The following is a 24,192-nucleotide window of genomic DNA, read 5'->3' on the forward strand; positions in this document are numbered from 1 at the left end:
CTTCGTACTCTTCATCTCCGTCTAAAACCAAGACGGTTCCATGCTCAATCCCGATATCAGCTGTACGAGGGAAAATCTGCTTGGTCTCTTCTGGATAAGATGACGTCGCGATATCCACATCATGAATGGGACGATTGAGTAGAGCATCCCTAACAGAGCCCCCAACAAAATAGGCTTCAAAGCCAGCTTCTTTAATTTTTTCTAATACTGGTAAAGCCTTCTGAAATTCAGAAGGCATTTTTGTTAATTTCATAGTAAGTGTTCTAATCCATAGACAAGCTCATGACGCTTGACAACTTCTTTGATTCCCAAATTCACCCCTGTCATGAAGGAGCTACGATCATAGGAGTCATGACGTAGGGTCAATCCTTCTCCCTGATTTCCAAATATAACTTCCTGATGAGCTACCAAACCTGGCAAACGGACTGAGTGGATTCGCATACCATCAAAGTTGGCTCCACGTGCCCCTGAAATGAGTTCTTCCTCATCACTAGCACCTTGTTGGATAGACTCACGAACTTCTGCCATCAATTCCGCTGTTTTGATAGCTGTTCCGCTCGGAGCATCTTTTTTCTTGTCATGGTGAAGCTCAATAATCTCTACATTTGGGAAGTATTTTGCAGCTTGTGCCGCAAATTGCATGAGCAAGACAGCACCCAAAGCAAAGTTAGGAGCAATCAAGCCACCCAAGTTTTTAGAACGAGAAAATTCTTTTAGTTCTTCAATCTCTTGACTAGTGAAACCTGTTGTTCCAACTACTGGAGCAAAGCCATTTTCAAGAGCAAAGCGTGTATTCTCATAGGCAACAGCTGGTGTTGTAAAGTCAACCCATACATCTGCCTCAAAACCTGCCAAGTCATTCTTATCATTGAATACTGGAATTCCCTGCCAGTCAGATGCAGACTCAAAAGGATCTAAAACCGCTACCAGTTCAAGTTCAGGATCAGACAAAACCATTTGACAAGCAGATTGGCCCATTCTCCCCTTAAAACCAGCAATAATTACTCGAATACTCATCTCAATCTCTACTCCTATTTAAGATACAAAGGACCTTAGCTGCCCATGAAAAATAGGGAATGGCGCTGACTTTCCATGAAAGGCAAGACAGGCAGCTTTTTTCAAGAGGCAGGTAGTCCGTGTGCAATTTCTAAGATACAAAACCTGTAAGAACACAAAGTGAATTTGGAGTTCTGATCAAGGAGTGTATACTTCTTGGAAGAACTATCTTTTTCAAACAGGGTTTCAGGCGTGTTCAATTTTCAAGATCCAAAGGACGTAAGCTATCCATGAAAAATAGTCTAGATTATTGGTGTATAGCCCAGAGCAATACTTCCTTCTCCCAGGTGAGTCCCAATAACACTACCGAAGGTTGCAATTGAAACATCTGTAGCCACTCCACCATAGATTAAAAGCTGGCGCAAATCTGCTGCTTTTTGAGGAGCATTTCCGTGAATGACAGTAATCTGGTAATTCCCATTAGCTGTTGCTTCTTTAACAATTTCAACTAAGCGTTTTGTAGCCTTTTTCTCTGTACGAACCTTTTCATATACTTCTATCACACCTTGGTCATTGAAGTATAGGATTGGCTTGATACTAAGGAGATTCCCCAAAATAGCCGCACCATTAGAGAGTCGTCCCCCCTTAACTAGATGGTCAAGATCATCCACCATGATAAAGGCTGAGGTATTTTCAATCTGTTCAGTTACTTTATCTAAGATAGACTCAAAGCCATCTCCTTGCTCTGCCCATTTAAAGACACTCTCAACCATATAGCCTAGGGGAGCGCTTGTAATACGGGTATCAGGAAAGGCAATGGTTAACCCTTCATATTCATCCTTCATAAACTGGATGTTTTGGTAAAATCCTGAAATTCCAGAAGATAGGAAAAGACCTAAGGCATGTGTATAGCCTTTAGCTTTTAATGATGATAAAATTTCATCCAACTTGGCAATACTTGGTTGGCTCGTTTTTGGCAATTCGCTTGCTGAAGCCATTTTTTCATAAAATTCTTGAGCGGTTAGATTTACACCTTCAACATACTCCTGTCCATCGATATTCACAGGAATGTCTAGCACAAATAAATCTTCTTTCCGCAAGGTTTCCGCTTGTAGAAAAGCAGATGAGTCTGTTATGACCGCTAACTTCATTTCTTAAAACTCCAAATTAATTCCCGGTAAATCAAGGGCAATTTCTGTTACTTCATAAGTCAAACGATTAAGCATATCCAAACATGGACGAGCTAGTGTCTCAACCTCTTCTTGGCTGAAATCACTTGGTTGATCGATAATTCGACCTTCAACATGGTTGACTTGAGAAATCGTTCCACTAATGACAAATCTATCAAAGACAATCATAAAGCTCAAAACAACTACTAAAGAGGTAACTTGATTTTCTTGATCATGCTGAAGCAACTGGAAGTTTACATCTACCTTAGTTTCAGGTGCTCCATTTTCATTTTCCCATTCAAAGTTACGCGCATCGAAGTGATACTGGCTAACAAATTCTTGTTCACGTTTTAAATTCATTTTCATCTCCATTGGTACAATATAGTTGTCATTGTACCATATTTTTTTATTTTCTGCTAGATTTACTAAATACCAATCTCAGTTTTAACAACTTGGACAATAGTGTCTACATAGTAGTCTACTTCCTCAGTGGTTGGGGCTTCAGCCATGACACGCAAGAGTGGCTCCGTTCCACTTGGGCGAACGAGGATGCGACCATTTCCTGCCATTTCTTCTTCCATCTTCTCGATAATAGCTTTGATAGCAGGAACTTCCATAGCTTTTTCTTTCATGGTATTTTCCACACGGATATTGACCAATTTTTGTGGGTAAATTGTCACTTCTGAGGCCAATTGAGACAAACTCTTACCTGTTTCTTGCATGATCTTCGTCAATTGAACAGCTGAAATCTGACCATCACCAGTAGTATTATAGTCCATCAAGATAACGTGACCTGACTGCTCACCTCCGAGATTGTAGCCAGATTTTCTCATTTCTTCAACTACATAGCGGTCTCCAACTGCAGTAACTGCCTTATTGATCCCTTCACGATCCAAGGCCTTATGGAAACCGAGGTTGGACATAACTGTTGTCACAATCGTGTTTTGAGCCAATTGACCTTTTTCAGAGAGGTATTTCCCAATGATGTACATAATCTTGTCACCATCGACAATTTCGCCATTTTCGTCAACAGCAATCAAACGGTCGCTATCACCATCAAAGGCTAAACCGATAGCTGACCCGCTTTCTTTTACAAGTTCTTGCAAGGCTTCTGGATGAGTTGAACCAACGTTCAAGTTGATGTTAAGGCCATCTGGTGTTTCACCGATAACTGTTAATTGAGCACCTAGGTCTGCAAAAATTTGGCGAGCACTTGTTGCAGCTGCTCCGTTAGCAGTGTCCAAGGCAACCTTCATCCCTTCAAGAGGAGTTCCAGTTGAAACAAGATAGGATTCATACTTACGTAAACCTTCCGGGTAGTCAACAACCGTACCCAAGCCCTCTGCACTTGGACGCGGAAGAGTATCTTCACTGGCATCAAGCAAGGCTTCGATTTCTGCTTCTTTGTCATCGTCTAGTTTAAAGCCATCACCACCAAAGAATTTAATTCCATTATCAAGGGCTGGGTTGTGACTAGCTGAAATCATGACACCTGCGCTCGCACCTTCTACTTTAACAAGATAAGCTACTGCTGGTGTTGCAAGAACTCCTAGTTTATAAACGTGAATTCCGACCGAAAGGAGACCAGCAATCAAAGCTGCTTCTAGCATTTGACCTGAGATACGAGTGTCACGTCCTACAAAAACTTTTGGTGCTTCAGTCGTATGTTGACTGAGAACATAACCTCCAAAACGTCCCAATTTAAAAGCTAATTCTGGCGTAAGTTCTACGTTTGCTTCTCCACGGACTCCATCCGTTCCAAAATATTTACCCATGTTATATCCTTTTCTAATTTTTTAGTCTTTATTTGAAGAGTCTGGTTTGGTTTCAGACCCTGTAGTAGAAGATTTCGTTGAAGATGAGCTAGTCGTTGAAGAGGTAGAACTACTTGCTGATCTAGCTTGTTTCGTTGTTATCTTCATGGTTGTTTCATACGGTGTAATCACCGTTGGTAAAACTGTTCCATTCTTATCAATAGCTTGTAAAGGAACTGAACCCGTATAATTTCCAGTAATTTTTTCACTCGTTGGTAAGACAGCTACAATCTTATCAATCTTAGATAAGGTATCGGCATCACTTGTAACTGAAACGCGTTCATCTGAAACGGTCACACTATCAATGAGAATTCGTTCATCAACCTTACCAGAATCAATCTGTGGAGTGACTGGTAAATTATCCCGTGTTGCCTTCTTCCCAATTTTAACGGTGATTTTTTGTGGTGTTGCTAGAGCTGTTAAACCGTTTGGAAGATTCTCAATGGTCAAGGGAACTTCAATGGTTCCTTCGGTAGCTTGTGTCAAATCTGCAATAACCTTGAATTTACGAGTACTTTCTTGCATCTCACTAGCCAAGGTCACTCGATTAGATCCAGTTAAAAATACCGTTACTTCTGAACTAAAACCGCTAATAAAATACTGCTCACTATCGTACTGAATATCAATCGGTACATTTACGACCGTATTGGTATAGGTTTCTGTTCGAGCCGGTCTTGCATTATTATTATTTTGGTAATTAATAGAGGTAGCGTAGATAAATAAAACGCAAGCAAAGAGGAGTGAGGAGATGATATATAAACTATTTTTTTTCATTCTTCCAGCCTCCTAATATACGCTCTGTTAAGCTTGGCTCTTGTGAATTTTCCGGGATCAGTATACGACGTAGTTCTTCCTCAAATTCTTCCATCGTTAAATCATGCTTAAAGACGCCATTATAGGTAATGGAAATGCCTCCAGTTTCTTCTGACACAACAAATGTTAAGGCGTCTGATACTTCAGATAAACCAATAGCTGCACGGTGTCGTGTTCCAAACTCCTTAGAAATACCAGTGTTCTCAGTAAGTGGAAGATAAGCAGATGTTACAGCTATACGATCACCTTTTATAATGACTGCACCATCATGTAAAGGTGTGTTTGGAATGAAGATATTGATTAAGAGTTCTGCAGAAATTTTAGCATCTAAAGGAATCCCCGTGGAAATATATTCCTGCAAGGTTCTGACACGCTGAACTGATACCAGTGCTCCAATTTTACGCGGGCTCATATATTCTACCGATTTGACAAAGGCCTGAATCATCTGTTCTTCTGAACTTATTGGTGTACTTGAAAAGAAATCAGTCGCACGTCCTAAACGCTCTAAAACTGTCCGAATTTCTGGGGAGAAAATAACTACCGCTGCGATAACACCGTAAGTAATCAATTGATTGATCAACCAAGAAATAGTCGTTAAGCCCAAGGTATTTGCTGCTATCTGAGCTAAGATAAAAACTAAAACACCTCGAACCAGGATCATAATCTTGGTTCCTGCAATTGATTTTGTAAATTGGTATAAGATATAGGCAACGATAAGAATATCAATCACATTTATCAGAATACTCCAAGGACTGGAAAATAAACTAGACCAGTATTGAAGATTAGATAATTGCTGAAAATTCATTCTGGGCCTCCTCTCCATAAAAAAGCTACTCTTCATTATATCATTTTATATGAAAATTTTCTTCCCCCTACTTCATTTTAAATTGGTAGAAAATATGATAGAATAAAATGATAGAAATGAATTAAGGAGAAACCATGTCCGAACTATATGATATTACCATTGTAGGAGGTGGACCTGTCGGTCTTTTCGCAGCCTTTTATGCTCACCTTCGTCAAGCCAAAGTACAAATCATCGATTCTCTTCCTCAACTAGGTGGTCAGCCTGCTATCCTATACCCTGAAAAACAAATTCTCGATGTTCCTGGTTTTCCAAACCTCACAGGGGAAGAATTGACTAACCGCCTTTTGGAACAACTTGAAGGGTTTGAGACACCTGTTTACCTCAATGAAACTGTTCTTGAGATTGAAAAAGAGGATGATGTTTTTAAGATTACAACTAATAAGGGAAATCATACTTCTAAAACCGTTATTATTGCTATGGGTGGTGGTGCCTTTAAACCACGTCTACTCGAATTAGAAGGTGTTGAAGGCTATGATAATATCCACTACCACGTTTCTAATATTCAACAATATGCTGGTAAGAAGGTAACCATTCTGGGTGGTGGTGACTCAGCCGTTGACTGGGCTTTAGCTTTTGAAAAGATTGCTCCAACTACACTTGTTCACCGTCGCGATAACTTCCGTGCACTTGAGCATAGCGTCCAAGCCTTGCAAGAGTCTTCTGTGACTATCAAAACACCATTTGTGCCGAGTCAACTTCTTGGTGATGGAAAAACTTTAGACAAGCTTGAAATCACAAAAGTCAAAACCGATGAGACTGAAAGCATTGAACTCGATCATCTCTTTGTCAACTATGGCTTTAAATCTTCTGTAGGTAATCTTAAAAAATGGGGATTAGAACTGAACCGCCATAAGATTATCGTCAATAGCAAGCAAGAGTCAAGCCAAGCTGGAATTTACGCTATCGGTGACTGCTGCTACTATGAAGGTAAGATTGATTTAATTGCCACTGGTCTAGGGGAAGCACCAACTGCTGTTAATAATGCTATCAACTATATCGACCCCGAACAAAAAGTACAACCAAAACACTCGACAAGTCTATAAGAAAATGAAGTTGGTCAAAATCAAAATTTGATGAAAAAATCAAGTAAAATTTCATGATAAAACGCATAATAACAAGTATCTAAAGAACTTGCTATTATGCGTTTTTATGATTTTAAAAACTTTTCCACTAACCACCTTTATTTGCTTTTTATAGAAAGTTTAATACTTATTGATTAGTTTTTTTAATATTTCCCCTCATTCCGACATATTCAGACTAACAAACTCTGTGCACCGTATGAGTAATACTAGATAATATTCTATCTTAGTGTAATTTGTAGTGAAAGTTCGAAGTTAACATTTACAAATTGACGTTAAATACAGTTATGAACATGTTATAAAGTTTGATGTTAGTGGCTGTTATACTAATTATTACATAAGTCAAATGTTAATCTGGGCTCATTTATTATTCTGTATCGGTAATCTAAATATAACTTCAGCACCACAACAAGCTTCTCTATTTTTCAAGATTACTGATCCACCATGTAATTTAATTATTTGTTCAGTAATAAATAGTCCAATACCATAATTGGTTGTAGAATGCCTACTATAATCTCCACGATAGAACTGTTCTTTTGCGTGAATTAAATCGATATCAGAAAAACCTTTCCCGTTATCTAATACTGATATTTCTAAAAATTCATCTACAGTTTTTATATTCAATTCCAATATAACTATTCCATTATTATTTTCAATTGAATTCGCTAAGACATTTTGCAATGCTCTCTCTAAGAGTTTCAAGTCTACACTCATTATACCATCTTCAACTACTACATTAGTTTTTAGATTGTTAGAATTAATTGACATTAGTTCTTTAGAAACTGTTACCAATTGTTCTGATACAGTTTTTACTGCCAACGATTGTGGCTGGTATTCAGTGGCATTAGAATTCTTATTCATGATTAGAAGTGTTTTTATATATTCAGATATTCTATTGCTGTTCCTCAGTATATAATCTATATAAATACTCTGGTCCTCTGTCACAGATGTCTTTTTAAGCAACTCAGCATTTCCTTGAACAATAGATACCGGAGTTTTCAAGTCATGTATCAAAGCAGAAATCTGTTTTTGCTTATTTTCTTCCTGTAGCCACTCTTTGATTAATGACTCTTGCAAAGCATTTCTCATTTTCTCCAAGCTAAATAGAACTTCATTAAATTCTTTGACTCTTGAATAATGCAGTTCAAAATCTAAAGTTTGTTCTGATATTTTTTCGGAAGCGGCTAATATAGGTGAAAGCTGTTTTACAAGATATTTAGCCCATACTATTGTAACAACCAATGTATTTAGTAAACTAACTAAAATAAGAATACTGACATACACTGTATTGACATTAGGAAAATATTTTGCCATGAAGTTATTTGTAAAATAGGGTTTTACTGAATATTGAATAATACAATAACCGTCATTTCGTAAAATTTCTATATAGCTATAAGATGGGGTATTATATACTTTCTCATTATTATAGTATCGAATTGCTCTATCTTCTTCATCTTTACTCATTGAACTAGAAATGATATTCCCATCCTTTGAAATTAATAGATATGAAGCATTATCTGGTATAAGATTTTTATCAAAAGTCTCTGTATTGGCTATCGCATTCTTCCTCTCATAAATCTGATTTTCTGTGTAATCGGCAGGTAAAATAAATCCTAATGAATACATGGTGTTGAACATCAGAATTACTAAACCAAGTGAAAGAAACAGTACAATTCCTACACTTATTAGATATTCTAAAAATATTATTCTTAGCGATTGCCCTTTTAATTTTATTCCCATTTATATCCAATTCCCCATACAGTTACAACTGGAGATACACCTTCCTTCTGTAATTTTGCGCGAATATTCTTAATATGTTCTGAAATAGCTGAAGAATTACCTATTCCATCATATCCAAATATCATCTCATAAATCTGTTCTCTTGAAAATACTTGCCCACGCCTACGAGCTAGAAGTTCACAAATTCGATACTCAGATTTTGTAAAAGGAATTTTCTTATCATTTACATAAATCATATTCGCTGATAAATCAAATCTAATTTCTCCAAGATTTAAACTTAAATGTCTCTCTCGGTTTTCTCGACGTAAATGAGCATCAACTCTCGCAATTAATTCGTTTACCCCAAAAGGTTTTAGAATGTAATCATCAGCTCCTGTTGATAAACCCGAAACAATGTCACTTTCCAAAGATTTTGCAGTTAAAAATAAGATGGGACAGTCTACTCTATCTCTAATAGATTTACAATAAGATATACCATCTATCTTTGGCATCATTATGTCTAATAAAATTAAATCATACTCTGATAATTTAGAAATAGGCACCTCTGTTGGATTTTGAAAAATATCTACATGATATAATTTTTGCGTTAAAATATTTTTGATTAAAACTAAGAGATCCATTTCATCATCTATAGCTAATATTTTCACCATCCTATTACCACCTTCATTTCTATTCCATATTAGTTCTGCCGTTCCATTTATTAAACCAAATCAAACTTACAAATAAAATTACAACTATCATTGGTGTTGCAACTAAAGACCATTTAAAAAATTCATAATAAAATAAGTTTTCACCAGATATTTTATCTACAAAATAAAGACCACAAAGTCTTGAAGACCAAGAACTTGGTATGTAATACCAAATCTTATCCCCCATACTTGTAACAGCAAGCAGAGCTATCAATGTTTCAAAGAAACCAAGACCAATAGAGGCACCACTCCCAAATCTGAGGCTAATAACCAGATGTATTAAATATAACGGAACAACTCCTATAATCATTAAGACTAATTCCAATACCAAATCATAAAATTCTTGATAATTAAAAAACATCCAAAAACTACTTTGGAGTAAAACAAGTGATAGAGATGCACACAACAATAAGGATAATAACTTACCAATATACATACTAGTTCTTGATTGCGAACCAGTTAACATTATCTGAAAACAACCTGCTTCTGCTTCCATTTCTATTACCTTTGCAGTAATAAAACCAATAATAATCGGGAACAATGCACCTAACGTAATCAAATAATTTAATGTGACATCCTCAATTGAATACCTACTTAGGCTTGTAAATTTAAAACCAGCATATATCATAATCACAAATAGTATTGGGAGAAACAGATATAACCAGGGTAACCAAGTATGTTTTATCTTATATAGTTCAGACTTTAAAATATTTATCACTATCCCACCTCCTGTTTTGCAAACCAAATAGATGATAAGTAAGATAATAGAAGAAATAACAGAATTGAGAAGATACATGGAGGCAAAATGGATGTACTTAACATCATATTTCCTGAATCTGCTGGTAGTCCATTTGGCATAATTTTCAGCATTGGAACCATAGCTCTTATACTCCAACTATATGGGGAAAACAACCAATAATCTCCAGCAGAAAACATAATTCCAAGTACAACACCTAGTAAACCATTTATCATAAGACTAATAGAAAAACCAAACTTTTTAGCTAATAGTAGGCAAAATGGAATTTGCCATATGCTTGATACCACTAATACTATACTCGAAACTAATAAAGTACTAAAGCTATAGCTTAAAAATATTTGTTCTCCAAAAATAAATTGCACAATTAAAACTGCTATCAAATGAACCAAACTTGTCATTAGAATCAAACAGCTTGCTACAATAATTTTTGATATCCAAATCTTTCTTAAATCAATACTAAGAGGATAAACTGCCCTATATTTTATTTTTTTATCTTCGTATCGATTCATTAAAGCAGGAATCAGTGCATAAGTAATTGGCATAATTAGAGTATACCACCAATTATATGAATCTACTGTAAAATATGGTGGTGCCAGTATATAAGAAAGAATTATCAAAGATATAGGTATTATATAGATTATTTTTTTTAAAAAAGTTCTTTTATATTTTAAATAATCACTAAGGATATAATTTATCATTTTTAATTCTCCTTCTTTACTACTTCCAAAAATAAATTTTCTAAACTTTCTTGAGAGTTTTTTATATCTTGGTATTTTAATTCACCTTCACATATTATCCCGATATAATCTGCAACTTGCTCAACTTCGGAAATATTATGGCTGGATAGAATTACTGTAATGCCTTGTTTTGGAAAGCCAAGAATCATCTCTCTTAATTCTTGAATTCCCAATGGATCTAAGCCGTTGGTTGGCTCATCTAAAATTAATAATTTAGGATTATTTAACAGTGCTATTGCAATTCCTAATCGTTGTTTCATTCCCAAAGAAAATTTTCCACTTCTTTTTTTACCTGTATTTGATAGACCAACGATTTGTAGAACTTCATCAATTCTTGATTCGGGTAATCCAAGTAACATTGTTCTTACTTTTAAATTTTCTCTTGCACTTAAGTTCTCATATAACGGAGGTAGCTCTATCAAGGCACCAATTTGTTCGAGATCCTTTCTACTCCATGTATGATTATCAAAGATAATATCTCCGGACGATTTGTGGAGCATTCCTGTTATCATCTTTAGTGTAGTTGATTTCCCAGCACCATTTGGACCAAGTAATCCGTAGATACAATTCTCTTTCACTTGTAATGAAATATTATTCACTACAAGTTGATTCCCAAATTTCTTTGACAAATTCCTTGTCTCTAAAATATTTTTTTCCATTTTGATCCTCCTTAAATTTACACTTCAATAATAAAATATAAATTTAAAGATTTTATAAAGAAAATACATAACTATCTATTAATTTTTTAAAAAACTATAACTACGCAATTTAATGAAGATTAAAAATAAAAATTTGAAATTTTTAGTATTCTATCTAGAACCTTAATCTATTAAAACAACGAATCCTCTGAAAATGAAAATTCTACTGAATGAAACTTCAGTAGAATTTTTAGGATTTGAGGTTATTTTAAAAATTTTTCAAACATCTATCTCAATGCATCTTTTTTGAACATCAATATATTATGTTTCACAGTTCCTCTGCAATTTTGTTAATCTTTCTCAGTCGATGATTGACACCACTTTTGGTGAGTGGATTTGTCAGACTATCTGCCAACTTTTGAATAGAATAGTCTGGATGCTGAATACGCAGACGGGCAACTTCCTGCAAGTCTGCTGGAAGATTATCCAAGCCAATTCTATCTTTGATTTTACTGATATTGTTAATGGTTTTCATACTCGCTGAAACCGTACGAGCAATATTAGCCGTCTCTGCATTATTGGCACGATTGAGATCATTACGAGTTTCTCGGAGAATCTTGACACCTTCAAAAGTATCTCGCGCCTGCATGGCTCCCACCAAAATCAGGAAATCCATAATATCTTCTGCTCGCTGGAGATAGGTCACTGCACCTTTTTTTCGTTCAATCACCTTGGCATCTAACAAAAACTGCTGCAAAAGCGAAGCAATCCCTTGAGCATGATCTAGATAAACTGAACTAATTTCCAGCTGATACTTGCCTGACTCGGGATCACGAATGCTACCATTCGCTAAGAAGGCTCCACAGAGATAGGCACGTCCTGCTTCTTCATCTCCTAAAATATCTGGATCAATTCCCGTCTCCAGACCAAAGAAAGAATCGGCCAAACGCAAATCCGCTAAAAGTTCTTGAACTTGCTCATCAGTAAATACAGTATAGACGCGATTTTTCCGTAGATTACTTCTCTGGTGGTGACGAATCTCCGACTTGATACCATAGAAGTGTAAGAAAGATTCATAGAGATGGCGGGCAAGCTTGGCACTCTCTGTAACAACGGACAAGGTTAAGCCAGAACTCGACAAACCTACGCTTCCAGACATCTTGATAATGGCTGATAACTCATAGCGACTCAGATGGTGCTGACCTAGGATTTCTTCTTTTACTGCTACTGTGAAACTCATTTTCTCACCTGTATGATGTGCATCAATTCATCAACGATTAAATCCCCATCGTGGAAGGCGCCACCATTTTCCAAACGTAGGAAGTTGGATGAAATGACACGTGGGACTTGCTTACGTAAGCCTTCAAAATCATGCTCAACCTGAACTAGATACTCATCAAAACGGTTGGTGTCCATATAGTCTCTTGGAACCTTTTCGATATTAACTAGTACGGTATCAATAAAGGGACGGCCAAGATGACGATGCAAGACTTCCACATGATCACTATCTGTAAAATGCTCAGTCTCACCACGTTGGGTCATGATATTGCAAACATAAGCCACCTCTGCTTTGGTTTCAAGAAGGGCTTGTCCAATCTCTTCAATGACAATATTCGGCAAAATGGAAGTAAAGAGGGAGCCTGGGCCCAAGACAATCATATCACTCTCAAGAATGGTATTGACAACTCGACGGCTAGCCTGCGGTTTCTCATCGTCTAGAGTGTTGGTGACATAAACATGGTCAATCATACCTGGATGGTCTGCAATGTGACTTTCCCCAGATACTTCTGAACCATCTTTAAAGACTGCGTGCAAGGTCAAGGGATGATCGCTGGATGGGTAGATTTTTCCTGTTGTGTGGAAAAAGAGACTTAGCAGCTGCATGGCATTATAAGTGGACCCTTGCATTTCAGATAGGCCGGCAATGATAATATTTCCTAGCGGATGACCCGCAAAAGCACCAGCGTCTTCTGAAAAGCGGTATTGAAAAACCTTCTCATAGAACTTTGGCATGTCAGACATGGCCACAAGGACATTGCGTAAATCCCCAGGTGGTGTCAACTGCTGCATATTTTTACGCAGTTCACCTGAAGACCCTCCATCATCAGCTACGGTTACAATAGCTGCAATATCGACATCTCTTTCCCGCAAACTTTTTAAAATAACAGGGATACCGGTTCCACCACCAATCACCGTAATTTTTGGTTTTCTCATGAACGGTTTACCGTTTCCTTTCTTCGGTCTTTATCACGATGACTTTCATTTACAGGCCAATTCTTAGACAAATCATTGGCTAGTCGTTTGGCAAATGCAACACTCCGGTGTTGTCCACCTGTACAACCTACTGCAATGGTTAAAACAGATTTTCCTTCTTTCTTATAGCCAGGTAGGATTGGTTCAATCAAGGCCAACAAATGGCGGTAGAAATCCTCAGATTCCTCATGATTCATAACATAGTCATAAACGGCCTGATCTTCACCTGTCTGATTGCGAAGTTCTGGTAGATAGTAGGGATTTGGGAGGAAACGAACATCAAATACCAAGTCAGCATCAATAGGAATGCCATATTTAAACCCGAAAGACATAACCTCAATACGGAAGGACTGAGCCTGTTCTTGATCTGAAAACTGCTCTGCAATGGTCTTACGGAGTTCACGAGGCGTTAACTCTGTTGTGTCAACCACGTTTTGACTCATATTTTTCAAGGGTGCCAAGAGTTCGCGTTCCAACTTGATTCCGTCCAAGATACGACCATCTGCTGCCAGAGGATGGTTTCTTCTTGTTTCCTTATAGCGTGCCACCAATTCCTTATCTGCCGCATCCAAAAAGAGGATTTTAAAGTCTAAATCATCTTGGTTTTCTAATTCATCCAAGACAGCCTGAATCTCTGAGAAGAAAGAACGACTACGCATATCAACCACTAGGGCCAACTTATGATCATCATCCTTGGTCTCAACCAACTGTAAAAACTTTGGTAAGAGGGCAGGCGGCATATTATCAATGGTAAAATATCCTAAATCTTCAAAGGACTGAATGGCTACAGTTTTCCCTGCACCACTCATCCCTGTAACAATCACCAGGTGAAGTTGTTTCTTTGTCATCTTTGTCTCCTTATATCAAAAGAAGTTTGGAAGAACCAAACTTCAACTCGCTTATCCAATCTCTGCGATGACTTCAATTTCGACTTTTACATCGCGAGGAAGACGAGCTACTTCCACAGCTGAACGAGCTGGAAATTCCTTGTTAAAGGCTGTTTGGTATACCTCATTGAAAGGTACAAAGTCGTTCATATCACTCAAGAAGCAAGTTGTTTTAACAACATGGTCAAAATCTGTTCCCGCTTCTGCCAAAATAGCTCCAATGTTTTTCAAAACTTGTTCAGTCTGTTCTTGAATCGTTTCTCCTACGATTTCTCCAGTTTCAGGAGATAGAGGAACTTGACCACTAGCAAACAAAAGGTTGCCAACGATTTTTCCTTGAACGTAAGGTCCGATTGCCTTTGGAGCTTTATCTGTATGAATTGTTTTTGCCATATGTATTCCTCACAATTTTTCTAAAATAGCATCCCAAGCTTGGTCCATTCCTGCTTTTGTCACGGATGAAAAGAGGATGAAATCATCACTTGGATCAAAGTTTAATTTCTTTTTAATAGCTGATTCGTGCTTATTCCATTTACCACGCGGAATCTTGTCTGCCTTAGTCGCCACTATGATGACAGGAATCTCATAATACTTAAGAAATTCGTACATCTGCACATCATCTGCTGTCGGGTCATGACGAAGGTCAACGAGACTAACAACTGCCCGAAGATTTTCTCGATTAGTTAAATATTCCTCAATCATACGACCCCATTTTTCGCGTTCTTTTTTGGAAACACGGGCGTAACCATAACCAGGAACGTCTACAAAACGCATCTTATCATCAATATTAAAGAAATTGAGTAGTTGTGTTTTTCCTGGTTTCCCAGAAGTACGAGCTAGATTTTTTCGATTGAGCATGGTATTGATAAAACTAGATTTACCAACATTTGAGCGACCTGCAAGAGCAATCTCAGGAAGTTCATCCTGCGGATAGTGGGACTTGTTGGCAGCACTCAGTAAAATCTCAGCATTGTGTGTATTGATTTCCATAGTCACCTCTAGGCTGTCTCTAGGATTGGCTTAGCCGTTCCGTCAACCGCTTCTTTTGTGATACGAACTGTTTTCACATTTTCTTGACTTGGAACTTCAAACATAACGTCTAGCATGGTTTCTTCAATGATTGAGCGAAGACCACGCGCACCAGTTTTGCGTTCGATAGCTTTGTTAGCAATTTCCTGAAGGGCTTCGTCGTCAAATTCTAACTCAACATCATCATAAGAAAGCAAGGTCTGGTATTGTTTGACCAAGGCATTTCTTGGCTCTTTCAAAATGCGAACCAAGTCATCTACTGTCAACTGCTCCAGAGCTGCAAAGACAGGCAAGCGCCCAATCAACTCAGGGATAATACCGAATTTTTGAATGTCCTCTGCAATGATTTCTTGCATGTATGAGCTGTTTTCGTCAATAGCCTTGTTATTTTGTCCAAAACCAATGACTTTTTCTCCCAAACGCTGTTTGACAATTTCTTCGATGCCATCGAAGGCACCACCCACGATGAAGAGGATATTCTTGGTATCCACTTGAATCATTTCTTGTTGAGGATGTTTGCGTCCTCCTTGAGGTGGTACGCTAGCTACAGTTCCCTCGATAATTTTGAGGAGGGCTTGTTGCACCCCTTCACCAGAAACATCACGTGTGATGGAAACATTTTCGCTCTTCTTAGCAATCTTGTCAATCTCATCCACATAGATAATTCCACGTTCTGCACGTTCGATGTTAAAGTCAGCTGCTTGCAAGAGTTTGAGGAGGATATTTTCCACGTCCTCACCAACATAACCAGCCTCAGTAAGTGCTGTTGCATCTGCAATGGCAAATGGTACATTCAAACTTCTAGCAAGAGTTTGAGCAAGGAAAGTCTTCCCTGAACCAGTTGGGCCAATCATCAAAATGTTTGACTTTTGCAAATCCACATCTTCAGTCTCTTCACGAGTGTCATGGAAATTGATGCGTTTGTAGTGGTTATATACAGCCACTGCCAAGGCACGTTTAGCACGATCTTGACCAATCACATAGTGGTTCAAAATATTCAGGAGTTCGATTGGTTTTGGTACTTCAGACAAGTCTGCCAAGACTTCCTCAGCCAACTCCTCACGAATAATCTCCTGGGCCAACTCCACACATTCATTACAGATAAAGGCATTGTTCCCAGCGATTATTTTTTTAACTTCTTCTTGGCTTTTGCCACAAAATGAGCAATAAACCATCATATCATTTTTCCTATTTGTAGGCATGATTCCCTTCCGTTCTAAATGATTTTTCTATCTAAAATAAGGTCATATAAAAAGCATGAATGCTATTCACCAAGTTTGTAAAAGCATTAAGCCAAAGCAGAGTAGCAAGTCCATAGCGCTTTTTACGAAAAGCGTGTGATCCAGCCACAAGACAGACAGCACACAAAAGAGCTGTAAAAAATCCAAAAATACTGCGCTCCATTAGACTTCCTTTCTCTTTCTATATTCGATGGTAAAATCATAGGCATTTTTCTCATCCTTGATATAAGATTTGCTTGCAACAGTCTCAAAAACAGTCAAGTCGAAATCTGATGGAAAAAAAGTATCCCCTTCAACTTGAGCATGGATTTGTGTCACAATAATCTCATCGAGATAAGGTTCAAAAAGCTGAAAAATCTGCTTGCCACCAATGATATAGAGATTCTTAGCCTGATGATGATACCAACCTAAAACATCCTCAACATTTTGGAAGATCAGAGCACCATCGATTGCTTCTTCAGGATTTCGAGTCAAAATTAAGGTTTCACGTCCTGGAAGCAATCGTCGTCCCATTCCATCAAAGGTGACACGTCCCATCAAGATGGCATGATTCAAGGTTGTTTCTTTAAAATGTTTTAACTCTGCTGGCAAATGCCATGGTAAGCGATCCTCTTTTCCGATTACACCCTTTTCATCTTGTGCCCAGATGGCTACGATTTTCTTTGTCATGCTTTCATCCTTTTTATTGATAGTTCTATTTTATCAAAAATCTTGAAAAAAGACTGTTTTGGAACGCCCTCCGAAATAGAAAAAATCCGTAGAAACTTTCTACGGATTTTTGACAAAATAGAGTATCTTACAAACCAGGTGCTTGTCCTAATTCTGCTGCAAGCATCCAGACAGTTTTTTCAAGGTCTGCCTTAGCACCAACAAAGATATCATTAGTTACATCATCGCCTTCTTCATCAGTCACATCCAAAGCTTTTTGGAAAAGAGTGATGAGGTAACGATAAATTTCAAGAACACGTTCCAAACTTTCTTCTACATTGCGGAACTCTCCAACTTCTTCTTCGATTTCACTGTGTTGAAGGAATTCTGTCAAAGTAGAGTATGGTTTTCCACCAAGTGTAATCAAGCGTTCGCTGATTTCATCTAGGTAACCATCAAGGCTATCCATGTATTCATCCATCTTAGGATGCCATACCATGAATCCACGTCCACGCATGTACCAGTGTACTTGATGAAGAGCGATATGTGCTACATACAAGTCTGCTACTGCTTGATTCAAAACTTCCTTTGTATTTACTAGCGCTTCTGCCGCTGGTTTAGTTAATGTTGCTACGTCTTTTACTGCTTCTTTTTTCAATTCTACCATTTTTCTCACCTCATAATTATTTTTTGTAACCATCTTTATTGATTACTATTTTAGTATACTACTCCCAGCATACGATAGCAAGGAAAGTGTACTATCTGAGAAAAGTTGTAATTGACTGATAATTTAAGAAAATGAGTGGCTATTTATCCTAGCTATTTTCTCTGTTTTTATTCGAAAATTGACTTTGATAAAGATCATAATAGAAACCTTTTGCAGCTAAAAGACTTTCATGATTTCCCTGTTCGATTATCTGTCCATCTTTAAGTACCAATATCTTATCAGCTTCCTGAATAGTAGAAAGTCGATGGGCAATGACAAAGCTGGTTCTTCCCTTCATCAAACGTTTCATGGCCTTTTGAATCAAGAGCTCCAAGCGGGTATCGACTGATGATGTCGCTTCATCAAGGATTAGAATTTTAGGATCCGCCAAGAGAGCACGCGCGATAGTTAACAACTGTTTTTGCCCAAGAGAAATATTACTAGATTCTTGATTCATCTCCATGTTATAGCCACCAGGAAGAGTGCGGATAAAGTGGTCAACATTGGCCGCCTTAGCAGCTTCAACGATTTCTTCATCTGTTGCCTCAAGATTTCCAAAGCGAAGATTTTCCTTGATACTGCCTTCATAGAGCCAGGCATCCTGTAAGACCATACCAAACTGTCGACGATAGTCCTGACGAGACAGGTCACGAATATCTTGGCCATCCACTAAAATGGCACCAGCTGTCACATCGTAAAAACGCATGAGAAGGTTAATCAAGGTTGTTTTCCCTGCTCCAGTAGGTCCTACGATAGCCACCATCTCTCCAGGTTCAACATCTAGGTTGAAATTGCGAATCAATGGTTTGTTTTCCACATATTGGAAATCGACATTTTTGAAACTAACTTGACCTGTCAATGGTGCCAAGTCTTTTACTTCTGTAGTTTGAACTTCTTCCTGTTCATCTAGAACTTCGAAGACACGGTCAAGCGAAGACTTAGCACTTTGCATTTGTCCAGCTAATTGAGTGATATTTTGGATCGGCTGGCTAACTTGCCACACATACTGAACGAAAGCTTGCATATTACCAATCGTCAAGCGCCCTGCAATAACCTGCAATCCACCCAATACTGCAACAATCAGGTAGGTTAAATCAGATACGATGTGAAGGGCAGGCATCATCAATCCTGAAATAAAGCTAGCCTTAAATCCGACTTGTTGCAATTCATCCGTAATCTTTTCAAATCTCTCTTGAGAGTTTTCTTCACGTCCGAAAAGTTTTAGAACATTAAAACCTGTTAAGCTTTCCTGTACAAATCCATTCATTTGTCCCAGAATAGCTGCTTGCTGTTTAAAGTACGGCTGCGAACGATTCAGAATCGTTTTAGCACCAAAATAAGTAATCGGAATCGACAAGATAACAATGATAGCCAATTGAAGATTTAGATAGAGGACCATTCCCATAACAAAAAGAATGGTAAAGACTGCATTAACAATCTGTAAGAAGGATTGTTGTAGAGCGTTCGAAACAGTTTCAACGTCACTGGTAAAACGACCTAACAAATCTCCAAACTGGTGCTTGTCAAAGTAGGACACAGGGATGCGATTGATTTTTACGCTCATTTCATTTCTCAAATCCTGTATCATGGACTGCACCGCATTGGTCATAAAGTAGTTTGAATAATATGACCCCAACTCATAGAGAAGACCACGCAAGAGATAGATAACCAGAATCATTGCGATATAAGGGGTATTAATACCTGCTCCTGCAACACCATTTGCCATGGCAAGGAGGTTGCTGGTTAACTCAGTGATAGCAAGCCCCAATACGAATGGCTCGATAACACTCATAATGACGCTGACTATTTTCAAGAAGACTGCAAAGAAAACAGAAAAACGGTAGGCTTTCAAATAGCTCCATAGACGAGCTAGACTAGATTGTTGTTTCATCTTTTACCTCCTATTATTCTGTCAGAGACGCATTTTTCAGTTGCGACTCAGCAATTTCTCGATAAATGTCATTGGTTTCCATCAATTCTTCATGACGACCACGACCAACAATTTCACCCTTATCAAGGACGATAATCTGGTCAGCATCCATGATAGTTCCAACACGCTGCGCGACAATCAATACCGTAGCATCTTGTGTCACTTCCTTGAGACGACGGCGCAAAATAGCATCTGTACGGTAGTCCAAGGCTGAGAAAGAATCATCAAAGATATAGATATCTGGACCCTTGATGACTGCTCGTGCTATCGACAAACGTTGTTTCTGACCACCTGATAGGTTGCTTCCGCCTTCTGCCAGATGCGTCGCAAAACCTTCTTCTCGACTTTCGATAAAGTCTTTGGCTTGGGCCACATCTGCTGCTTGGTGCAAGTCCTCATGACTGGCATCCTCTTTCCCGTAACGGAGATTGTCTGCGATAGTCCCAGTAAAAAGCAAGGCCTTTTGTGGAATAAATCCAATCTTCTGACGGAGTGATTTGAGACGGTAATCCCGAACATCAACACCATCGACCTTGATTTTCCCTAGCGTAACATCGTAGAAACGAGGAATCAATTGAACTAGAGTAGACTTACCTGACCCAGTTGAACCGATAAATGCAATGGTTTCACCCGGTTTAGCAGTGAAGGAAATATTATGCAAAACAGGGCTTTCTGTTTCCCCAGGATAGGCAAAGGTCACATTATCAAATTCTAGATATCCATGAGTTTCTGTTTCTTGAATTCCATCCTCATTTGGATCAATGGAAATGGGCATGTCCATGATTTCCTTCAAACGCTCACTAGATACAGCCGTACGTGGATACATGGTAAAGAGGTTTGACAAGAAGAGGAAGGACAAGAGGGCGTGGAAACTATACTCGATGAAGGCTACCAAATCCCCAATCTGCAAACTTCCTTGCTTGAGAGGATCCAAAGCAAACCAAACGATAGCCACAATCATGGCAATAATGATTTGCACAAAAAGTGGTTCTGTCAAACCAGTTAATTTGAACAAGCGATTCGAATTATCCGCATAGATTGCATTTTTCTCTTCGAAACGTTTTTCTTGGAAGTCTTCACGAGCAAAGGCACGAATCACTCGTAGCCCCATCAAATTTTCACGGACATACTGGTTAATCTTGTCCAGTGTTTTCTGTTGCTTTTCAGATAAAGGACGCGTTTTGACCGCCACATAAATGACTACTACAGCTAGAAAAGGAACGGAAAAAGCGACAATCCAGGCCAGTGAGGGACTCGTCAAGAAAATCATGAGAATACTCGACAGCATCATCATGGGAGTGATGACACCCAACTTAAGCGTCTGTTCTGCAAACTGCATGAGGACAAAGGCATCACTCGTAATACGAGTAACTAATGAGGATACTCCGATTTGTTCATACTCATGATGAGAATACTCTTGTAATTTAGCATAGACATCATTTCGCATATCCTTGACCATATTGGTGGTCAATTTACTAGCCGCATAAGATAGCACAATCCGTCCACATGTTCCTAAGACGATAATAACCAACATGATAACAGCCCAAAAATAGAGTTTATCCTTATCGCCTTGGTTGATTCCTTGGTCAATCATGCGAGCCAGAACAGTTGGTAGACCTAGATTGACAATGACAAAGAAAATAGCTCCGAGGAAGTCTAAAACTAGCCACTTGGGATAGCGTTTGAGATAAGACCAAATATACAGCATGATTCTCCTTTCTTTTTCTTCTAATACTCTTCAAAAATCAAATTCAAACCACGTCAGCTTCGTCTTGCCGTACTCAAGTACAGCCTGCGGCTCGCTTCCTAGTTTGCTCTTTGATTTTCATTGAGTATAAAATGCAGAAAAGAGCGTGCTTTCGCACGCCTTTTTACTAAAAAGAAGACAGGCAGTCTTAACCTCGAGGGAGGGAACTGTCTGTCTCAGATATTTGAAGCTTATTTTACAAAGTCAAGCAACGCCAAGAAGCTTTCTGGATCAAGTGATGCACCCCCAACAAGAGCTCCGTCAACGTCTGGACAAGCCATGTATGAAGCAACGTTTTCAGGTTTAACTGAACCACCGTATTGAACACGTACTTTGTCAGCTACTTCTTGACCGAAGTCAGCAGCTACAACGTCACGAACAACTTTACACATTTTTTGTGCGTCGTCTTGTGAAGCAGATTTACCAGTACCGATAGCCCAGATTGGCTCATAAGCGATAACTGATGAAGCTACTTGTTCTGCAGTCAATCCAGCAAGAGCAGCTGAAACTTGAGCACCTACGAATTCTGCTGCTTTACCAGCTTCGTAAGTTTCAAGTGATTCACCACAACAGATGATTGGAAGCATGCCGTTAGCAAAGATTGCTTTTGCTTTTTTGTTGATGTCTTCGTCTGTTTCGTGGAAGTAGTCACGACGTTCTGAGTGACCGATAACAACGTAGTCAGTACCGATTTCTTTCAAAACTTGTGGGCTAGTTTCACCAGTGAAAGCACCAGCATTTTCAAAGTAGCAGTTTTGAGCAGCAACTTTAAGGTTTGAACCTTTAGCAGCAGCAAGAACAGTTGTCAAGTCAAGAGCAGGAGCTGCGATACCTGCTTCAACAAGGTCTGATGAAGGAAGTTTTGATGCTACAGCTTCAACAAATGCTTTTGCTTCTTCTGGGTTTTTGTTCATTTTCCAGTTACCAGCGATAAATGGTTTACGTGACATTTCACATACCTCTTTTTTCATTTTATTTTCTACTTATTTTATCATATTTATAGATAGCTTGCAAATCTTACTCTGTAACTAGAAGTCTTCTTTTCAAAAACTTTCCAGTTGCCATTTCTATTTGGAAGCTACCTTGCGCCTCGTTAATTTGACCACTGCTTCTGTTCTAGCCGTGTGTGGAAACATGTCAACGGACTGGATATAATGCAGGTCATAGATCTCTACCAAACGGACTAAATCACGCGCCAAGGTAGATACATTGCAGGAAACATAGACCATCTTTTCAGGAGCGTATTTGACAATGGTATCCAAGAGCTTATCATCTAAACCAGTACGTGGCGGGTCCACAATCAAAGCATCTGCACGATAGCCTTCCTTGTACCAGCGGGGGATGATTTCTTCTGCAGTTCCTGCTTCATAGTGAGTATTGGTATAACCCATGCGCTTAGCATTTTCTTTGGCATCCTCAATAGCTTCTGGAATAATATCCATCCCTCTCAAGCTTTTGACTTTCTTAGCAAAGGCAAAACCAATGGTCCCAACACCACAATAGGCATCAATCAGATGGTCATTCTCATTTACATCTAAGGCCTTAACGGCTTCACTATAGAGAATTTCTGTCTGTTCAGGATTGAGTTGGTAAAAAGCTCTTGGTGAAAGAGAAAATTCATAGTCTAGAACACCTTCGCCTATACTATCTTGACCCCAAATAATCTCGGTCTTGTCTCCATAAATCTCACTGGTTTTTGCAGTATTGGTATTGACTGCGACAGTCACTACTTCAGGATAATCCTTGACTAAATCTTTCACAAATTGAGTCAGATTTAATTGACGATTGGTCACAATGATAATCTGAACTTGCCCAGTTTTCCGTGCTCGACGAACCATGATGGTTCGAACTCCAAGAATTTTCCGTTCATCTGTAATCGGAATTTGATGGTAGGTCAAGAGTTCAGCAATGCGATTGGCAATAATTTGCGTCTCCTTGTCTTGAACCAGACAGTCTTTTAGCTCAACCAAATAATGGGAATTTTGAGCATATAATCCTGCCTTGACCTGGCCCTTAAACTTTCGCGTTTGGAATTGTAGTTTAGCTCGATAATACTTGGGTTCCTGCATACCAATGGTTGGTCTGATTTCATAGTTTTCATAGCCAGCAGGGGCAAACTTTTTCAGAGCTTGATGGAGGAGATCCGTCTTAAACTCCAGCTGCTTGTCGTAATGCAGGTGCATGATTTGACAGCCTCCACACTCATTATAAATGGTACAGTCTGGAACCACTCGAAACTTAGATTTTTTATTGACCTCAAGGAGTTTAGCCTCAACAAAGTTACGCTTAACAGAAGTCACCTGACAATAGATATCTTCACCCTTGAGGGCACCAGGAACAAAAACAAGGGTTTTCTGGAAAAAACCGATACCTTCCCCGTTAATCCCCATGCGCTTAATTTTTAATGGAATTTTTTGTTTGACTTTTAGATTCATAAGTCTATTATACCACGTA

Annotated in this window: 24 protein-coding genes and 1 pseudogene; 1 reads left to right on the plus strand and 24 read right to left on the minus strand. The window is 38.5% G+C overall.

The features are described 5' to 3' along the window. From ADH90_RS04925 to cdaA, 7 genes and pseudogenes are all read right to left on the minus strand, one after another. Nucleotides 1-253: pseudogene (locus tag ADH90_RS04925) on the minus strand (CCA tRNA nucleotidyltransferase); the annotation flags it as partial. Further along, nucleotides 250-1,017, minus strand: coding sequence for a 4-hydroxy-tetrahydrodipicolinate reductase (gene dapB / locus ADH90_RS04930; protein WP_049530212.1), 768 nt, complete (start codon nucleotides 1,015-1,017; stop codon nucleotides 250-252). The pseudogene ADH90_RS04925 and the gene dapB, both read right to left, overlap by 4 nt. 281 nt (nucleotides 1,018-1,298) lie before the next feature. Next, complete coding sequence (locus tag ADH90_RS04935; RefSeq protein WP_049530213.1) at nucleotides 1,299-2,147, minus strand: DegV family protein; 849 nt, start codon at nucleotides 2,145-2,147, stop codon at nucleotides 1,299-1,301. Between the two features lie 3 nt (nucleotides 2,148-2,150). Continuing rightward, nucleotides 2,151-2,525 carry a DUF1149 family protein gene (locus tag ADH90_RS04940; protein WP_001050093.1) on the minus strand — a complete coding sequence of 125 codons (375 nt, stop codon included), beginning with the start codon at nucleotides 2,523-2,525 and terminating at the stop codon, nucleotides 2,151-2,153. Nucleotides 2,526-2,590: 65 nt separating this feature from the next. Beyond that, entirely contained in the window at nucleotides 2,591-3,940 is a 1,350-nt protein-coding gene (gene glmM / locus ADH90_RS04945; protein WP_049530214.1) for a phosphoglucosamine mutase, read from the minus strand. 21 nt (nucleotides 3,941-3,961) lie between these two features. Further along, the gene (locus ADH90_RS04950) at nucleotides 3,962-4,753 is read right to left on the minus strand and encodes a CdaR family protein (RefSeq protein WP_049530215.1); all 792 of its coding nucleotides are present in this window, start codon (nucleotides 4,751-4,753) and stop codon (nucleotides 3,962-3,964) included. After that, nucleotides 4,740-5,597: a diadenylate cyclase CdaA gene (gene cdaA, locus ADH90_RS04955; protein ID WP_049530216.1), complete on the minus strand. Its 858-nt coding sequence runs from the start codon at nucleotides 5,595-5,597 to the stop codon at nucleotides 4,740-4,742. Before cdaA ends, ADH90_RS04950 begins: the two co-directional genes overlap by 14 nt. A gap of 134 nt (nucleotides 5,598-5,731) precedes the next feature. Here cdaA and ADH90_RS04960 point away from each other — a divergent pair, with 134 nt between their 5' ends. Then, a complete protein-coding gene (locus ADH90_RS04960; RefSeq protein WP_049530217.1) occupies nucleotides 5,732-6,700 on the plus strand; it encodes an NAD(P)/FAD-dependent oxidoreductase in 969 nt (322 codons plus the stop codon). Nucleotides 6,701-7,096: 396 nt separating this feature from the next. Here ADH90_RS04960 and ADH90_RS04965 read toward each other — a convergent pair whose 3' ends face one another. The 17 genes from ADH90_RS04965 to rlmD all read right to left on the minus strand — a co-directional run bounded on the left by ADH90_RS04965 (nucleotide 7,097) and on the right by rlmD (nucleotide 24,173). Then, nucleotides 7,097-8,476, minus strand: coding sequence for a sensor histidine kinase (locus tag ADH90_RS04965; RefSeq protein ID WP_049530218.1), 1,380 nt, complete (start codon nucleotides 8,474-8,476; stop codon nucleotides 7,097-7,099). After that, nucleotides 8,467-9,126, minus strand: a complete 660-nt coding sequence (locus tag ADH90_RS04970; protein WP_000238913.1) for a response regulator transcription factor — start codon at nucleotides 9,124-9,126, stop codon at nucleotides 8,467-8,469. Before ADH90_RS04970 ends, ADH90_RS04965 begins: the two co-directional genes overlap by 10 nt. A gap of 19 nt (nucleotides 9,127-9,145) precedes the next feature. After that, nucleotides 9,146-9,883, minus strand: a complete 738-nt coding sequence (locus tag ADH90_RS04975) for a lantibiotic immunity ABC transporter MutG family permease subunit (RefSeq protein WP_049530219.1) — start codon at nucleotides 9,881-9,883, stop codon at nucleotides 9,146-9,148. Beyond that, a complete protein-coding gene (locus ADH90_RS04980; RefSeq protein WP_049530221.1) occupies nucleotides 9,883-10,620 on the minus strand; it encodes a lantibiotic immunity ABC transporter MutE/EpiE family permease subunit in 738 nt (245 codons plus the stop codon). Before ADH90_RS04980 ends, ADH90_RS04975 begins: the two co-directional genes overlap by 1 nt. Before the next feature lie 2 nt (nucleotides 10,621-10,622). Next, entirely contained in the window at nucleotides 10,623-11,318 is a 696-nt protein-coding gene (locus ADH90_RS04985; protein ID WP_049530222.1) for a lantibiotic protection ABC transporter ATP-binding protein, read from the minus strand. A gap of 307 nt (nucleotides 11,319-11,625) precedes the next feature. Then, on the minus strand, nucleotides 11,626-12,537 hold the full coding sequence (whiA, locus tag ADH90_RS04990) for a DNA-binding protein WhiA (RefSeq protein WP_000011302.1): 912 nt from the start codon (nucleotides 12,535-12,537) through the stop codon (nucleotides 11,626-11,628). Continuing rightward, nucleotides 12,534-13,511 carry a YvcK family protein gene (locus tag ADH90_RS04995; RefSeq protein WP_049530223.1) on the minus strand — a complete coding sequence of 326 codons (978 nt, stop codon included), beginning with the start codon at nucleotides 13,509-13,511 and terminating at the stop codon, nucleotides 12,534-12,536. The genes whiA and ADH90_RS04995 overlap by 4 nt, the downstream gene beginning before the upstream one ends. Then, complete coding sequence (rapZ, locus tag ADH90_RS05000; protein ID WP_049530224.1) at nucleotides 13,508-14,398, minus strand: RNase adapter RapZ; 891 nt, start codon at nucleotides 14,396-14,398, stop codon at nucleotides 13,508-13,510. The genes ADH90_RS04995 and rapZ overlap by 4 nt, the downstream gene beginning before the upstream one ends. Nucleotides 14,399-14,449: 51 nt before the next feature. Next, nucleotides 14,450-14,830 carry a RidA family protein gene (locus ADH90_RS05005; RefSeq protein ID WP_001140424.1) on the minus strand — a complete coding sequence of 127 codons (381 nt, stop codon included), beginning with the start codon at nucleotides 14,828-14,830 and terminating at the stop codon, nucleotides 14,450-14,452. A gap of 9 nt (nucleotides 14,831-14,839) precedes the next feature. Further along, nucleotides 14,840-15,427, minus strand: a complete 588-nt coding sequence (gene yihA, locus ADH90_RS05010; RefSeq protein ID WP_049530225.1) for a ribosome biogenesis GTP-binding protein YihA/YsxC — start codon at nucleotides 15,425-15,427, stop codon at nucleotides 14,840-14,842. A gap of 8 nt (nucleotides 15,428-15,435) precedes the next feature. Then, nucleotides 15,436-16,668: an ATP-dependent Clp protease ATP-binding subunit ClpX gene (clpX, locus tag ADH90_RS05015; protein ID WP_007555413.1), complete on the minus strand. Its 1,233-nt coding sequence runs from the start codon at nucleotides 16,666-16,668 to the stop codon at nucleotides 15,436-15,438. A gap of 201 nt (nucleotides 16,669-16,869) precedes the next feature. Then, on the minus strand, nucleotides 16,870-17,376 hold the full coding sequence (locus ADH90_RS05025) for a dihydrofolate reductase (RefSeq protein WP_049530226.1): 507 nt from the start codon (nucleotides 17,374-17,376) through the stop codon (nucleotides 16,870-16,872). 127 nt (nucleotides 17,377-17,503) lie between these two features. Then, on the minus strand, nucleotides 17,504-18,022 hold the full coding sequence (locus tag ADH90_RS05030; RefSeq protein ID WP_049530227.1) for a Dps family protein: 519 nt from the start codon (nucleotides 18,020-18,022) through the stop codon (nucleotides 17,504-17,506). Between the two features lie 148 nt (nucleotides 18,023-18,170). Then, nucleotides 18,171-19,952, minus strand: a complete 1,782-nt coding sequence (locus ADH90_RS05035; protein ID WP_049530229.1) for an ABC transporter ATP-binding protein — start codon at nucleotides 19,950-19,952, stop codon at nucleotides 18,171-18,173. Between the two features lie 13 nt (nucleotides 19,953-19,965). Then, nucleotides 19,966-21,699, minus strand: a complete 1,734-nt coding sequence (locus ADH90_RS05040) for an ABC transporter ATP-binding protein (protein WP_049530230.1) — start codon at nucleotides 21,697-21,699, stop codon at nucleotides 19,966-19,968. Nucleotides 21,700-21,929: 230 nt separating this feature from the next. Further along, entirely contained in the window at nucleotides 21,930-22,688 is a 759-nt protein-coding gene (tpiA, locus tag ADH90_RS05045) for a triose-phosphate isomerase (protein ID WP_049530231.1), read from the minus strand. 117 nt (nucleotides 22,689-22,805) lie between these two features. After that, the gene (rlmD, locus tag ADH90_RS05050; RefSeq protein ID WP_049530232.1) at nucleotides 22,806-24,173 is read right to left on the minus strand and encodes a 23S rRNA (uracil(1939)-C(5))-methyltransferase RlmD; all 1,368 of its coding nucleotides are present in this window, start codon (nucleotides 24,171-24,173) and stop codon (nucleotides 22,806-22,808) included. Nucleotides 24,174-24,192: the final 19 nt, after the last annotated feature.

Source organism: Streptococcus pseudopneumoniae, assembly GCF_001073085.1.
In the GTDB taxonomy this organism is placed as follows: domain Bacteria; phylum Bacillota; class Bacilli; order Lactobacillales; family Streptococcaceae; genus Streptococcus; species Streptococcus pseudopneumoniae_M.